The organism is Nonomuraea sp. 3N208, assembly GCF_052245935.1.
Taxonomy (GTDB): domain Bacteria; phylum Actinomycetota; class Actinomycetes; order Streptosporangiales; family Streptosporangiaceae; genus Nonomuraea.
This window is the reverse complement of the sequence record NZ_JBQQBR010000046.1, coordinates 36,635-51,118: the sequence shown is the minus strand read 5'-3', so window position 1 is coordinate 51,118 and position 14,484 is coordinate 36,635. Positions and strand designations below refer to the sequence as shown.

The window sequence follows — 14,484 nt, the reverse complement described above, 5'->3', positions numbered from 1 at the left end:
TGTTCTTCCTCACATCCGTGGGGCCGGCCCCCAGCACGGCGGGCCGAGGACTCTCACGGAATCCGCAGTTCACCCATCCCGGAAAGGTGCGGAATCATGAAAGTCACGCAACTCAAAAAGACGGCGCGCCCGTCGCGGGTCCGGACTGGAAATGAGGTGCTCGACATGCGCACCCCCTCCGGCCGGCTGCTGCGGTTCTAGGAGCGCCGGATGACGACCGAAATCACCACACCGCCCATCAGCCTCGCCACGCTGCTCGCCCAGGACCCGGCTTTCCGCCTGCACGAGGGCGGCAAGCTCACCACACGCCCGTCCGTGCAGGTGCGCGACGTCGACGACCTTTCGCTCGCGTACACGCCTGGGGTGGCCCGCGTGTGCACGGCCATCGCGGAGCGGCCGGAGCTGGCCGACGACTACACCTGGCGGTCCAATGTCGTCGCCGTCGTCACCGACGGCACCGCTGTGCTCGGCCTCGGCAACATCGGGCCGACCGCGGCCATGCCGGTCATGGAGGGCAAGTCGCTGCTGTTCAAGCAGTTCGCCGGCGTGGACTCGGTGCCTCTCTGCCTCGACTGCACGGACGTGGACGAGCTCGTGGAGACGATCGCCAGGATGGCGCCGTCCTTCGGCGGCATCAACCTCGAGGACATCAGCGCGCCGCGCTGCTTCGAGGTCGAGCGCCGGCTCAAGGAACTGCTGGACATCCCCGTCTTCCACGACGACCAGCACGGCACGGCGATCGTGGTGCTGGCCGCGCTGCGCAACGCGGCGAAACTGACCGGGCGACGGCTGTGGGACCTGCGTGCCGTCGTGGCGGGCGCCGGCGCCTCGGGCCTCGCGGTCACCAGCATGCTGATGAACGCCGGCATCGGCGAGGTCGTCGTGTCCGACAGCAAGGGCGTGCTCCACCAGGGCCGTAAGGACCTCAACCCGTACAAGGCGCTGATCGCCGCCACGACCAACCAGTCGGGCTACAACGGCACCACCGAGGACGCGCTGATCGGCGCGGACGTCTTCATCGGCCTGTCGGGATCGACGATCAGCGAGGACGCCATCGCGTCGATGGCGTCGAACTCCATTGTGTTCGCCTTGTCCAACCCCGAGCCGGAGATCCATCCGGAGATCGCCAGGGAGCACGCCGCCATCGTGGCCACCGGGCGCAGTGACTTCCCGAACCAGATCAACAATGTGCTGGCTTTCCCGGGTGTGTTCAGGGGCGCATTGTCGGCACGCGCCTCGGCCGTGACCGAGAACATGAAGGTCGCCGCGGCCCTTGCCCTGTCCGCCGTGGTGGAGGAGGAGCTGTCGGCCGAGCGGATCATACCCGAGCCGTTCGACCCCAGGGTCGTGCCCGCGGTCGCGGCCGCGGTGGCCGACCAGGCCCGACGTGACGGTGTGACCCGCCTGCCCGGCATCTGATGCCGCCCGAGCCGAAACCGCCTGGTGCGCTGCCAGGCGGTTTCGTCACGTCGGCGGCTTGTCCCTAGACGTTCTCCGGCGCCGACCGTGATCTGCTGCTGTCCTGGGCGGATCACGTACAGGGGATCTTCGAGACCAGGCAGCCGCACGGCGACGACGGGATAGTCGCACTCAACCACATCGACGAGCTCACCTACCGGATCCGCTCCAACATGGGCCCCGTGGGGATCAAGGACGTCGTGGCCACCGGCACGGTCATGGTCGGTGGCATCGTGCCGGTCGGCGACGAGTGGATGATCAGCGGGAAGCCCATGGCGTATTCCGCGGAGGACGCGGACGCCGTGCTGGCCGGGGTGCGCGACCTGCAGCTGAAGAGCCCCGATCTGGTCTTCCGCAACCCCGACAAACTCGCCCAGGGCCGGAGGCTGCAGGCAGAGCAGCGCGCGTCTTTCATCGATCTCTTCGGGAGCGACCTGATCGTCGTGCCCGGCGACGAGGTGAAGGAGCGAATGCTCGCCTTCTACCAGCACGCCTATGAGCGGGCGGGCAGCAAGGGCGGGCCATGGACCCGGCCCGACCTGCCCGATTTCCCCTTCACCGCCGATGAGCAGGTCGCCATCATCTTCGACGAGGAAGACGGCCTCGGCTTCTACCGTGACTTCGACCTGGCGCAGGAGGTCTTCGCCGAGCCGGCGCTGGTCATCCGCCAGCAGTACCGGGAGGTTGTGACGGCGTACCTGCGGGGCGAGGACGTCACCCCCGTGCCGCTGCGCCGGCTGGCGGCGCAGGACCCCGGCAAGGCCGGCGAGGTCTTCCGCCGGCTCCTCAAGAAGAAGGACTTCTCCTGGGAGCGGGACGGGGAAGCGCTGTTGCGCAAGCACAAGCCCGACTGGTTCGCCTCCCCGCGCCTGCCCCGCGTCATTCCCATCTGAGCACGGGCAGTGCCCGGTCAGTGCCCGCCATGGTCCCGCCCCAGTTGTAGTCGTTGTTCTGCAATGCAAAATGCTGTGTTGCAGATGTGCTTTCAGAGGTATGTTGGCCCTCGTGCCCGAACGCAACCAGTCCGCCTCGCTCAGACGGGCGCTGGCCGTGCTGGACCACGTGCGCGAGCGCCCCGGGCTGTCGCTCACCCAGCTGGCCGAGGCGGCCGGGCTGCCCAAGAGCACGGTGCTGCGGCTGACGGTGCCGCTCATCGAGGCCCGGCTGCTCGAACGCGACCGCAGGACCGGGGCGTACCGGCTGGGCCACGGCACGCTGCGGCTCGGCCAGGCGTACCTCGCCACCCTCGACCTGCGCGCGGTCGCGGCCGAGGAGTCGCACCGGCTGATGAGCGAGGTACGCGAGACCGTCCACCTGGTCGTGTACGACCCGCCGCACGTCGTCTACATCGACAAGGTGGAGAACGACGCCAACGTCCGCATGGCCTCGCGCATCGGCAGCCGCGGCGCCGCCCACTGCACCGCGGTCGGTAAGGCCATCCTGGCATGGCAGCCGGAGGACGCCCTGGCGGAGCTGACGCTGGAGCCCAGGACCAAGCACACGATCATCGACCACGACCGGTTGCGCGCCGAGCTGGCGCACATCAGACGCCGCGGCTACGCCGTGGACGACCGTGAGAACGAACCCGAGGTGCGCTGCGTGGCGGCGCCGATCTTCAACCACAACGACGCGGTCGCCGCCGCCATCTCCGTCTCCGGGCTCACCTCGCGGATCACCGCCGCGCGGGTACGCGAGCTGGGGCCGCTGGTGGCCGGGACGGCGGCGCGGATCTCGAGAAAGCTGGGTAGCCCCAACCGATGACCGATCTCGTCACTTTCGGAGAAACCATGGCGCTGTTCGCCGCCCGCCGCACCGGGCCGCTGCGCTTCGCCCGCGACTTCGACCTCGGCCTCGGCGGCGCCGAGTCCAACGTCGCGATCGGCGTGGCCAGGCTCGGGCACAGCGTGACGTGGATCGGCAGAGTGGGGGCCGACGAGTTCGGCGACCTGATCCGGGCGACCCTCGCCGGAGAGGGAGTGGACGTGCGCGCCATTCCCGACCCCGGCGCGCCCACCGGGCTGATGATCAAGGGCAGGCGTACGGCGGACCTCATCGACGTGCGCTACTACCGCAAGGACAGCGCCGGCTCCCGGCTGTCGGCCGCCGACCTCGACCTGGAGCTCATCAGATCGGCCCGCGTGCTGCACGTCTCCGCGATCACGCCCGCGCTGTCCGCCTCCGCGCGCGAGGCCGTGGACCAGGCGATCGCCGCGGCGCGGGCGGCGGGGGTGCTGGTCTCGCTCGACGTCAACTACCGCAGGGCGCTGTGGACGCCCGAGGAGGCCGGCGCGTGGCTGCGGGAGACGGTCGGCCAGGTGGACGTGCTGTTCGCGACCGAGGCCGAAGGACGACTGATCACCGATGTCGGCGCGCCGCAAATGGACGTCGGCGCGGCGCCGCAAACGGGCAGGGAAGAGCCGGTGGAGCTGGCCAAGGAGTTGGCGGCGCGCGGGCCGCGGCACGTGCTCGTCAAGTTCGGCGCCAAGGGTGCCATGGAGCTGACCCACGGCGTCGTACACCGGGCGGAGCCTTTCGCGGTGACCGAGGTGGACCCCGTGGGTGCCGGGGACGCGTTCGCGGCCGGGTGGCTGGCGGACTGGCTGGCCGGGGCCGGGCCCGATCAGCGGCTCAGCACGGCGTGCGCGGCGGGGGCGTTCGCGGTGACCTCCCAGGGCGACTGGGAGAGCCTGCCCCGGCGGGCCGACCTGGACCTGCTGCGGCGGCCCGCGGACGGGGTGAGCCGCTGACTACGGCGCAGGGCGCGGCCAGCTCGATGGCGCGGCGCAGGAGTTTCAGGTCTTCTGGGGTCACTGTCGCTCCTTGGGATCTCATGATTCGTGCAGGCGGCGGATCATAGCCTGCTTGGCCTGCGAGAACTCCTCGTCCGTCAGCACGCCCGAGCGGTGCAGCCCGCCCAGCTCGGTCAGGCGGCGCAGGACGGCGTCGTGCGCGTCGTCGGAGGCTGGCGGAGGAGGCGGGGGGAGCTCGGGCACGTCACGCGGGCAGCCGGGCCAGCCGGTTGCGTACGCCGTCGAAGTGGGCGGTCACGGCGGCGGCCGCGGCCGGGCCGTCGCCGGCGAGGACGGCCGCGTAGATGTCGCGATGCCGCTTGGCCACGTCGCCGGGCGGCTCGTCCGGCGTGCCCAGGTGGTCGCGCAGCTGGTAGTACACGTCCCAGAACGCCCCCAGGAGCTGGCTCACGAGCGGGTTGCCGAGCGGCCGGTAGAGCAGGTCGTGGAAGAGGCGGTCGGTCTCGGGGGAGACCAGGCCGGTCTCCGCCTCGGCGTCCATCCGGGCGATCACGTCGGCCACCGGTGCCAGGTCCGCCGCCGGCCCCAGGTCGACGAGGCGCTGGACGAGGCCGCTCTCCAGGATCTCGCGGATCTCGATGAGGTGGGCGAGGTGGTTCTTGCCGTTCTGCATGGTGATGCGGCTGTGGAAGGCCAGCTCGTCCACCAGCCCGGCCAGTGACATGCGGCCCACGAACATGCCGAAGCCGTGGCGGATGTCGACGATGCCGACCGCCTGTAGGGCCTTGAGCGCCTCCCTGATCGAGTTGCGGCTCACATGGAGCTGTTCCATGAGCTCGGACTCGGTCGGCAGCGGGTCCCCGGCCACCAGCCCACGCCGGACGATCAGATCCTTGACGCCCTCCTGGGCCTCGACGGCACGGCTGGGCCGCGCCGGGCGCGGGACAGCTGTCATGAAGGATCCTTTCGTCTTAGGTAACAATCCTGAAATCTTCTGTTGACCTCAAGCCTCGGCGGCATTTAGCGTCCACTTTACGCACAACATAGGACATGGGATGTCCCACGTTCCATGTCCTAGGAATCCAGGAGGCATCCGTGAGCTCTGAGTTCAGCCGCCGTGACTTCCTGCGTTACAGCGGGGCGACGGGTGCGGCGGCGTTCGTCGCGGCGACCCTCTCCGCCTGTTCCGGAGGCCCGGCCTCGACCGGCTCGGTCGGCGCCGGATCCAACAAGGACCTGATCACCGCGGTCATCGGCTACGGCAACGACCAGAGCTGGGACCCGACGCAGACGGCGTCGGCGTTCGCGATGGCCGGGATCAGTCACATCTACGAGGGGCTGCTCGACACCGACCCGATCACGCGGGAGCCGTACCCGGCGCTGGCCACCGCGCTGCCGTCCGACCTGAACGCCACCTCGTGGACGTTCACCTTGCGCGAGGGCGCCAAGTGGCACGACGGGCAACCGGTCACCGCCGACGACGTGGTCTTCACGTTCGAGCGGGTCCTCGACACCGAGGCGAACGTGCTGGTGGGCAACTTCTTCAAGTCCTGGCTGAAGGAAGTGAAGAAGGTCGACGACAAGAACGTCGAGCTGGTCTTCAAGTTCCCGTTCCCGGACGCGGCGCCCAGACTGACGATCGCGAAGATCATGCCGAAGCACGTGTTCGGCCAGCCGGGGGCGTGGGACCAGGCCAAGACCGGCAAGACGGTGGGCTCGGGACCGTACAAGATGGTCCAGCACAACCCCAAGTCCAACACCTCCTTCGAGGCGTTCGACGGCTACAACGGCCCGCGGCCGGCCACGGTCAAGAAGATGAACTGGCTGACGATCGTGGACGCCGCGGCCCGCGTCGCCAAGATCTCCGGGGGCTCGGCCGAGGCGCAGATCGCCGACAACATCCCGTACACCAACGTCGAGCAGCTCAAGCAGCAGGGCCTGACCGTCGAGGGCGGCAAGGGCATGAACCACATGTTCCTGATGTTCAACACGGCCGCGAAGCCGTTCGGCGACGTACGGGTGCGGCAGGCGCTGCACTACGCGATCGACAAGCAGAAGATGATCGACGTGGCGCTCAAGGGCCACGGCACGGCCTCCAGCTCCTTCCTCAACGAGGGCCACCCGGACCACAAGCGGGCCTCGGTCGTCTACGACTACGACCCGGAGAAGGCCAAGGCGCTGCTGAAGGAGGCGGGCGTCAGCAACCTGACGATCAATCTCATGGCCGTCAACGTGAGCTGGATCGCGGACTGCCTGCCGACCATCGCCGCCTCCTGGGAGGCCATCGGGATCAAGACCACGCTGGAGCCGCAGGACACGGCCGCGTTGTTCACCAAGATGGACCAGTTCCAGGACTACCAGGTGGTCGCGGCGGCCTCGAATCCCAACCAGTTCGGCATGGACGCCGACCTGATCCTGCACTACAACTACGTGCCCGGCGGCCTGTGGATGAAGTACAGCCACATCGACGGCAGCGACGACGCCAAGAAGCTGTTCGCGATGATGGACGAGGCCAGCAGGGAAACGGACAAGGCCAAGAGGACCGAGCTGATCCATAAATATCTGGATCTGGTGGCGGAGCTGGCCGTGCTCTACCCGGTCGTCCACAACGAGCTGATGACCGCCTGGGACCCGAAGAAGATCTCCGGCATCCGCGCCCAGCCGTACCCGGGCATCAACCTGCTGCAGGCGAAGAGGACATGACGCTCGTCGCCCGGATGCTGCTGCGGCGGCTGCTCGTCCTGGTCCCGATCCTGCTCGGCGTGGTCGCGTTCGTCTTCATCGTGATGCGTTTCTCCAACAGCAAGCCGGAGTACGCCTACTTCCAGGGCGCGAACCCGACCCCCGAGCAGATCCGCCAGTTCCAGCTGGAGAACGGCCTGCTCGACCCGATGCCGGTCCGCTACGTCCGCTTCGTGGCCGACCTCGCACAGGGCGACATGGGCACCAGCGTGCTCACCAAGAAGCCGGTGCTGGAGTCGGTGACGACCGCGCTGCCGCTGACGCTGCAGCTGACGTTCCTGGGGCTGGCCGTGGCGGTCGTGCTGGCGCTGCTGTTCGGCGTGACCGCGGCGCTGTTCCGCGACCGCTGGCCGGACCAGGTGATCCGGGTGGTGTCGCTGGTCGGGGTGGCGGCGCCGCCGTTCTGGCTGGCGCTGCTGATGATCCAGTACCTGGCCGTCGGCGAGGGCCTGTTCCCGACCGGCGGCTACATCAACCCGGCCGACTCGACCACGGGCTGGCTGCAGTCGATGACGCTGCCCGCCCTGTCGCTGTCGCTGCCGATCGCCGCCCAGCTCACCCGCATCATCCGCACCTCGATGGTGGAGGAGCTGGACCGCGACTACGTACGCACCGCGATCGGCAGCGGCCTGCCGCCGATCGTCGTGATCGGCCGGAACGTGCTGCGCAACGCCCTCATCACCCCGCTGACCGTGCTCGGCCTGCGCATCGGCTACCTGATCGGCGGCACCGTGGTCATCGAGACCATCTACGGCCTGCCCGGCATGGGCCAGCTCATGATCAACGCGGTGCGCGACGGCGACCCGGCCGTCGTCCAAGGCGTCGTGCTCACCATCGCGGTCGGGTTCATGGTCGTCAACCTGGTCGTCGACGTCCTCTACCTGCTGGTCAACCCCCGCCTCAGGAGCGCCGCATGAGACGTGAGCTGACAGAGCGCCTCTCCCGGCCCGGCATGCGCTTCCGCAGGCTGAAGCCCCTGTCGTGGGTCGCGGTCGGCATCGTCGCCGTCGTCGTGCTGGCCGCGCTGCTCGCGCCGTGGATCGCGCCGCACTCGCCGTACGAGCAGGCGGCCGCCGGCGGCGGCCCCTCCGCCGCGCACTGGATGGGGCTCGACAGCGCCAACCGCGACATCCTGTCCAGGCTCCTGTACGGCGCCCGCTGGTCCCTGATCATCGGCCTCGGCGCGACCGGACTCGCCCTGGCCGCCGGGGCGATCGTGGGCGCGGTCGCGGCCACCTCGCGCCGCGCCGTGGACGAGACGATCATGCGGTTCCTCGACGTCATCATGGCCTTCCCGGGCATCGCACTGGCCGCGGTGCTGGTGGCGGTGTTCGGCGGCAGCATCCCGGTGCTGGTCATGGCCATGGCGTTCCTCTACATGCCATCCGTGGCGCGGGTGGTGCGGGCCAACGTGCTCGCCCAGTACGGCGAGGACTACGTGGCCGCCGAGCGCATCATCGGCGCACGCACCCCGCACATCGTCGTCCGGCACGTCGCGATCAACTGCGCGGCGTCGGTGCTCGTGTTCTGCACGGTGATGGTGGCCGACGCGATCGTGTTCGAGGCGTCGCTGTCGTTCATCGGCGCCGGCGTACGCCCCCCGAACCCGTCCTGGGGCAGCGTCATCGCCGACGGCAAGAACATGGTCCTGCTCGGCGGCTGGTGGGCTACGGTCTTCCCCGGTCTGCTCATCCTCCTCACCGTGCTGGCGCTGAACATCCTGTCAGAGGGCATCTCCGACGCCTGGGCCGCGCCCGCCGCCCGCAAGCCCGTCCCCAAAAAGGACGACGCGTTCGAGCAGGCCCATCCGGGCTCCGGCGAGGTCGTCGAGCTGCCCGGCCTGGCCGAGGCCGCGCGAAGGCTGGCCGAACGTGCCCGCCCGCTCCCGCAAGGCCCGCCGATCCTCTCCGTGGAACGACTGCGGATCGGTTTCGCCGACGGCGTGGACATCGTGGACGGCATCGGCTTCGAGGTACGCCCCGGTGAGGTGCTCGGCCTGGTCGGCGAGTCCGGCTGCGGAAAGTCGCTGACCGCGCTCACCATCATGGGCCTGCAACCCCGCGACGCCCGCGTCAGCGGCCACATCCGCTTCGACGGGCGGGAACTGCTGGCGGAGTCGCGCCGCGCCCGGCGCCGCCTGCTCGGCCACGAGATGGCCATGATCTACCAGGACGCGCTGTCCTCGCTGAACCCGGCCATGACCATCAAGGCCCAGCTCAAGCAGCTCACCCGGCGCGGCGGCCGGCGCACCCCCGCCGAGCTGCTGGAGCTGGTCGGCCTCGACGCCCGCCGCACCCTGTCGGCTTACCCGCACGAGCTGTCGGGCGGCCAGCGGCAGCGGGTGCTGATCGCCATGGCCCTGTCGCGCGAGCCGAAGCTGATCGTCGCCGACGAGCCCACCACCGCGCTCGACGTGACCGTCCAGGCACAGGTCATCGAGCTGCTGCTGCGGCTGCGCGAGGAGCTCGGCTTCGCGCTGATCCTCGTCTCGCACGACCTCGCGCTGGTCGCCGACGTCACCGACCGCGTGGTCGTCATGTACGGCGGCCAGATCGTCGAGACCGGCGCCACCGCGACCCTGGTGGGCGCGCCCGCCCACCACTACGCCCGCGGCCTGCTCGGTTCGGTGCTGTCGCTGGAGTCGGGCGCCGAGCGGCTCACGCAGATCCCCGGCGTGGTGCCGTCCCCGGCCGACTTCCCGGCCGGCTGCCGCTTCGCCGACCGGTGCCCGATGGCCACGGACGTGTGCCGTACCAGCGCCCCGGTCCTGGAGGGCGACGCCGACCGGCACGCGGTGGCCTGCCACCACCCAGCCGTAGCCCTCGCGAGGAGTGAGCAGCGTGCTTGAGCTGAAGGACGTGCACGTCGTGCACAAGGCCCGCTCGGGCGGGGTGTTCTCGCGCGACCGCGTCTACGCGCTGACCGCCGCGAACCTCACCATCGGCCCCGGCGAGACCGCCGGCGTCGTCGGCGAGTCGGGCTGCGGCAAGTCCACGCTGGCCAAGGTGCTGGTCGGCCTGCAGCGGCCGACCGCCGGCACGGTGACCTTCCGCGGCCGGGACCTGTGGGCGCTCAAGGAGCCCGAGCGGCGCACGTTGATCGGGTCGAGCGTCGGGATGGTCTTCCAGGACCCGTCCACGGCGCTCAACCGGCGCCTGCCCGTCCGGCAGGTGCTGCGCGACCCGCTCAACGTGCACCGGCGCGGCACCCCGGCCGAGCGCGACGCCCGCGTACGCGAGCTGCTCGACCTGGTCGGCCTGCCCGCGAGCGCCGCCGACGCGCTGCCGGGCCAGCTGTCCGGCGGGCAGCGCCAGCGGGTGGCCGTGGCCAGGGCGCTCGCGCTCGAACCCGAGCTGCTCATCGCCGACGAACCGACCAGCGCGCTCGACGTGTCCGTCCGTGCCCAGATCCTCAACCTGCTGCTCGACCTGAAGGAACGGCTCGGGCTGGCGCTGGTCTTCGTCTCGCACGACATCCAGACCGTACGCAGGATGAGCGACCGCGTGGTCACCATGTACCTCGGCAGGATCGTCGAGCAGACGCCCGCCCACGCCGTGCCGATGCGGGCGCGGCACCCGTACACGAGGGCGCTGTTCTCGGCCACCCCCGGGCTGATCTCGCCCATCAACCCGATCCCGCTCGTCGGCGCTGTGCCCTCGGCCACCAGGCCGCCGAGCGGCTGCCCGTTCCGCACCCGGTGCTGGCGGGCAGACGACGTGTGCGCGGCGGAGATGCCCGCCGCACGGATCGACGACGACCACCTCTTCCACTGCCACCACCCGGTGGCGGCGGGAGCCACAGACGAAGAGCTGATTCAGGAGCGCGTATGACGAGTCCCATTGTCGCCGAGTCCGCGACGTCCCCTACTGTCGCCGAGTCCGCGACGTCCCCTACTGTCGCCGAGTCCGCGACGTTGTCCGGTGTCATCCCTCCGGTTTGCACCCCCATGACTCCCGACTACTCGGTGGACGCCGGGTCACTCACGCGGCTGGTCGACCATCTGCTGGCGGGCGGGGTGGACGCGCTGTTCGTGCTCGGCTCGTCGTCGGAGGTGGCGTACCTGACGGACGCGCAGCGGCGGGTGGTGCTGGACACCGTGGTCGGGCACGTGGCCGGGCAGGTGCCGGTGCTGGCCGGGGTGATCGACATGACGACGCCGCGCGTGCTCGACCACGTGCGCGTCGCGGTCGAGGCGGGGGCATCCGGGCTGGTGGCCACCGCGCCGTTCTACACGCGCACCCATCCGGAGGAGATCCGCACCCACTTCCGTACGATCGCCGCCCACAGCGCCCTGCCGGTCTACGCCTACGACCTGCCGGTCTCCGTGCACACCAAGTTGAGCGCTGCGTTGCTGCTCGAGCTGGCCGCCGAGGGGGCGCTGGCCGGGGTCAAGGACTCCAGCGGCGACGACGGCGGCCTGCGGCAGGTCATCATGGGGCGGGAGGCACCGTTCAGCGTGCTCACCGGGTCGGAAGTGACCGTCGACTCGGCGCTGTGGATGGGCGCCGACGGCGTCGTGCCGGGGCTGGGCAACGTGGACCCGCACGGCTACGTCGACCTCTACCGCCACGCCTCCTGCGGCGACTGGCAGGCGGCCAGGGCGGAGCAGGAGCGCCTGGTCAGGCTGTTCGAGATCGTCCGAGTCGGTGGCACGCGCATGGGCGGCAGCTCGTCGGGCCTCGGGGCGTTCAAGGCCGCGCTCCACCTGCGCGGCGTCATCGACTGCCCGATCACCGCGCTCCCGCAGATCCCGCTCAACGACGACGAGATCGGCCAGGTCGGCAAGCTCCTGGCCGGGGCCGGGCTGCTCTAGTGCAGGCGGCCCCAGCCGGGCCTACAGATCAGGGCCCACCGGCCCGTCCGGCCGCGCCGGCCATCTGGGCGACGTCCTTCGCGCCGTCCTCGATCAGTTTCGAGGCCAGTTCGGACAGCGCCCGACCGGCGGCCAACTCGTCTCCGATCCCGGGTACGGCCCGGTCGATCGGGTTACGGCGGGCATGCGCCACGCTCTCGTGCCGCTTGCCGTCCGGCGTGAACAACACCGCCGTGGCCGTGGTCAGGGCGTCGGCGTCGTCCTCGCTGATCCAGATCTGTACGTTCCACTGCTTATATTCCACGACGACCACCTCCCACTTTCGACCCTCCTACCCAAAGGCGCAGGAGTAAAGTCACCCGCCGAAGCCGCCACCCGGCGCGACCTTGGCCAGCCACGCCGCGGCCTCCTCTGCCGGCAGGATCCGCCGCAGGCTCACTTCGCCCCGCATCATCGGGTACATTCGGCCGGGGCTCCACGACCGCGCGTACGGCGGCGGGTCGAGCACGACGACGCGTACGCCGTCCAGGCGGGGGATGTCGGCCGGGCGGCCCTCGTTCCAGATCCACTTGCCGTTCGCGTCCACCAGGTTGAACTGCCCACGCACCGGCTCGGCGCCCGGCTCCACAGGGCCGTCCGCGGCGGCACGCACCCATGCCGGGTCCGGCCGCACCCCGTCGAGCAGCCCGCCGGCGGCCGGACCGCTCAGCGCGTCGGCCAGCAGCGTGTGCAGCTGGAAGTTGTCGCCGATCCCGCTGATCACGACCTCGTAGCCGCGCCCGCTCTCCCTGTGCAGCACGATCAGCCGCTCGCCGTCGAGCACCCGCAGTAGCCCCGCGAGGAACTCCAGGTCGTCGCGCTCGTCCAGCACCGACCCCAGGGCCGCGATCAGCCGTTCCCTGTCCGGCAACACCGCCCTGACCTGCGGTGACAGCTGCAGGATCGACATGACGGGCATGGCCCACAGATGCGCGAGCGTCCACGCGTCGGTCAGCACGAACGCCTGCTGGCGGGTGAGCGCCGCGCTCGTCAGCCGTTCCGCCGTCGCCAGGGTCCACTCGTAGTCGTCGTCCACAGGCTCCGGCGGCTCCTCGCCCGTCGCCGTTCGCCACGTCGCCGCGAACGTGCCGGCCAGCTCCAGGCAGTCGCTCAGCCCGTTCACCAGCGGCTCGGCCACCGGCGCCGGGTCGGCGCCGCGCTCGGCCAGCGCGCCGCACAACACGCCCAGGCGGGCGCCGATCCCGGACGGGACCCGCTCGAAGAGCCCGCTGAGCCGCGCCAGCACGGCGGACAGCGTCTGCCGGTCGGCGCCGTCGGCCGCGGCGAAGAGCCGCGGCATGACGTCGAAGAAGCGTGCGGAGTCCCGGTCTTCCGCGGCCTGGAGGAGTTCGTCGAGAAGTTGATCGAGCATTGCGGCAGGCTATGACATTCGGGGTGACGCGCGGCGCTCTTTGGGCGTAAAGCCGGTTACGGGCAGTGGTCAGTCCGGTTGCAGCCCGGCCTGATCACCTCTGTACGCCGGCCCGCCGCGCCCCGGCGTCAGGACTTGGAGGGGCCGTCGAGGACTGAGATTTCGTGCTTGTCACCCGGGGCGAGGAACTCCAGCAGCCGCAGCCCCTCCTGCTCGGCCTCGTCCAGCACGGAGATCGGCGCCCACTGGTGGATGGTCAGCGTCGAGACGCCCTTCGCCCGGGCGACCGTCCAGTCGCCGGCTGTGACGCCGTCCACCAGGATCGACCGCGGCATCACGTTGGTGCCCATGAAGCCCTGCAGCGCCGCCATCCCCGTATCCGTGATGACCCTGGACCGGTCGGCGTAGGACAGGAACAGGTTGTCGAAGTCGTACATCAGCCGCACCGGGGCCGGCGCGTCCTCGCCGGGCCGCGGGGCGTCCGGCAGGTCGTACAGGGTGCGGCCGGCCTCGTCCCTGAACCGCACCAGGTCCATCGACTCCACCACCTCGCCCAGCCGCGTCAGCCCCGACCACGTCTGCGCGTCCATCACCGACGCGGGGCCGAACGCCGCGAGGTAGCGCCGCACCAGCTCGGCCGGCGTCATCGGCGGCACCTCGAACCCCAGCCAGGACTCCGCGCTCGTGTGCGCGACCGGCCCGCTCCTGCCCCACATGCCTCGGGGCGGCACCTGCACCAGCGGCACCAGCCACCGCACCCCCTGGCCCAGCGCGTGCGGGTCGATCGTAGGCCACCGCTCCGCCAGCGCCCGCCCGAGCTCGGCGAACGTCATGGGCCGCGCCTCCAGCAAAGCCCGCCCGGTGGCCGCCAGCTCGTCCAGGTCCACCCCCGCCAGGCGTTTCCCGTACGTCGTCCGGGTCCCGCGCTCGGTGACCACCTGCAGCAGCGGCCGCATGGCCAGGCAGTCGCGGGCGCTGACGAGGTGGATGGTGGAGCGCTGCATCGCGATGCGGACGAGCTCGCGCGACAGCAGCAGGTCGGCGGCGTCGGCCGGCTTGAAGCCGGCGATGCGGTTCCACAGGCCTGTGTACCAGGTGTGCGGGGTCTGCGCCTGCAGCCCACCCAGCTGCTCCACGACGTCCACGACGCCCTTGCCGGTGCGGCGTAGCAGGAGCTGGCGGTCTAGCGTGGCCCGGTTGAGCGCCCTGCGGGTGATGAGGGGATCCATGGCTCAAAGGTAGGGGCTATTGCGGGCGGTGCCAGGCCGCAATAGCCCCAACCCCTAATGACCTGAAGAACCGACTCGGGT

General features: G+C 70.5%; 14 protein-coding genes. 9 read left to right on the top strand and 5 right to left on the bottom strand.

All coding sequences use genetic code 11. From position 1 onward, the window contains the following. Nucleotides 1-210: 210 nt before the first annotated feature. The 4 genes from ACTWPT_RS47900 to ACTWPT_RS47885 all read left to right on the top strand — a co-directional run bounded on the left by ACTWPT_RS47900 (nt 211) and on the right by ACTWPT_RS47885 (nt 4,205). Nucleotides 211-1,419, top strand: coding sequence for an NAD(P)-dependent malic enzyme (locus ACTWPT_RS47900; RefSeq protein ID WP_443184217.1), 1,209 nt, complete (start codon nt 211-213; stop codon nt 1,417-1,419). 221 nt (nt 1,420-1,640) lie between these two features. Beyond that, nucleotides 1,641-2,351 (top strand): hypothetical protein, encoded by a 711-nt coding sequence (locus ACTWPT_RS47895; RefSeq protein ID WP_443184216.1) that lies wholly within the window; start codon nt 1,641-1,643, stop codon nt 2,349-2,351. A 100-nt stretch (nt 2,352-2,451) separates the two neighbouring features. Continuing rightward, nucleotides 2,452-3,219 carry an IclR family transcriptional regulator gene (locus ACTWPT_RS47890; protein ID WP_443184215.1) on the top strand — a complete coding sequence of 256 codons (768 nt, stop codon included), beginning with the start codon at nt 2,452-2,454 and terminating at the stop codon, nt 3,217-3,219. After that, the gene (locus ACTWPT_RS47885; protein WP_443184214.1) at nt 3,216-4,205 is read left to right on the top strand and encodes a sugar kinase; all 990 of its coding nucleotides are present in this window, start codon (nt 3,216-3,218) and stop codon (nt 4,203-4,205) included. Before ACTWPT_RS47890 ends, ACTWPT_RS47885 begins: the two co-directional genes overlap by 4 nt. Nucleotides 4,206-4,286: 81 nt before the next feature. Here the strand turns inward: ACTWPT_RS47885 and ACTWPT_RS47880 are convergent, their stop codons facing one another. Together ACTWPT_RS47880 and ACTWPT_RS47875 are read right to left on the bottom strand one after the other, a co-directional pair. Then, entirely contained in the window at nt 4,287-4,451 is a 165-nt protein-coding gene (locus ACTWPT_RS47880; protein WP_443184213.1) for a hypothetical protein, read from the bottom strand. 1 nt (nt 4,452) lies between these two features. Then, complete coding sequence (locus ACTWPT_RS47875; RefSeq protein ID WP_443184212.1) at nt 4,453-5,163, bottom strand: FadR/GntR family transcriptional regulator; 711 nt, start codon at nt 5,161-5,163, stop codon at nt 4,453-4,455. 140 nt (nt 5,164-5,303) lie between these two features. On the opposite strand from ACTWPT_RS47875, the gene ACTWPT_RS47870 reads away from it, so the two are divergent. The 5 genes from ACTWPT_RS47870 to ACTWPT_RS47850 are packed head-to-tail and all read left to right on the top strand — an operon-like array spanning nt 5,304 to nt 11,763. Then, nucleotides 5,304-6,911 carry an ABC transporter substrate-binding protein gene (locus tag ACTWPT_RS47870; RefSeq protein WP_443184211.1) on the top strand — a complete coding sequence of 536 codons (1,608 nt, stop codon included), beginning with the start codon at nt 5,304-5,306 and terminating at the stop codon, nt 6,909-6,911. After that, the gene (locus ACTWPT_RS47865; protein WP_443184210.1) at nt 6,908-7,867 is read left to right on the top strand and encodes an ABC transporter permease; all 960 of its coding nucleotides are present in this window, start codon (nt 6,908-6,910) and stop codon (nt 7,865-7,867) included. Before ACTWPT_RS47870 ends, ACTWPT_RS47865 begins: the two co-directional genes overlap by 4 nt. Beyond that, the gene (locus ACTWPT_RS47860) at nt 7,864-9,798 is read left to right on the top strand and encodes a dipeptide/oligopeptide/nickel ABC transporter permease/ATP-binding protein (RefSeq protein ID WP_443184209.1); all 1,935 of its coding nucleotides are present in this window, start codon (nt 7,864-7,866) and stop codon (nt 9,796-9,798) included. The genes ACTWPT_RS47865 and ACTWPT_RS47860 overlap by 4 nt, the downstream gene beginning before the upstream one ends. After that, entirely contained in the window at nt 9,791-10,780 is a 990-nt protein-coding gene (locus tag ACTWPT_RS47855) for an ABC transporter ATP-binding protein (RefSeq protein ID WP_443184208.1), read from the top strand. Before ACTWPT_RS47860 ends, ACTWPT_RS47855 begins: the two co-directional genes overlap by 8 nt. Further along, the gene (locus ACTWPT_RS47850) at nt 10,777-11,763 is read left to right on the top strand and encodes a dihydrodipicolinate synthase family protein (RefSeq protein ID WP_443184207.1); all 987 of its coding nucleotides are present in this window, start codon (nt 10,777-10,779) and stop codon (nt 11,761-11,763) included. Before ACTWPT_RS47855 ends, ACTWPT_RS47850 begins: the two co-directional genes overlap by 4 nt. Before the next feature lie 28 nt (nt 11,764-11,791). On the opposite strand, the gene ACTWPT_RS47845 is transcribed toward ACTWPT_RS47850, so the two are convergent. From ACTWPT_RS47845 to ACTWPT_RS47835, 3 genes are all read right to left on the bottom strand, one after another. Next, the gene (locus ACTWPT_RS47845) at nt 11,792-12,067 is read right to left on the bottom strand and encodes a DUF1876 domain-containing protein (RefSeq protein ID WP_443184206.1); all 276 of its coding nucleotides are present in this window, start codon (nt 12,065-12,067) and stop codon (nt 11,792-11,794) included. A gap of 51 nt (nt 12,068-12,118) precedes the next feature. Continuing rightward, nucleotides 12,119-13,174, bottom strand: a complete 1,056-nt coding sequence (locus tag ACTWPT_RS47840; RefSeq protein WP_443184205.1) for a hypothetical protein — start codon at nt 13,172-13,174, stop codon at nt 12,119-12,121. A 128-nt stretch (nt 13,175-13,302) separates the two neighbouring features. Then, the gene (locus ACTWPT_RS47835) at nt 13,303-14,403 is read right to left on the bottom strand and encodes a winged helix DNA-binding domain-containing protein (RefSeq protein WP_443184204.1); all 1,101 of its coding nucleotides are present in this window, start codon (nt 14,401-14,403) and stop codon (nt 13,303-13,305) included. Nucleotides 14,404-14,484: the final 81 nt, after the last annotated feature.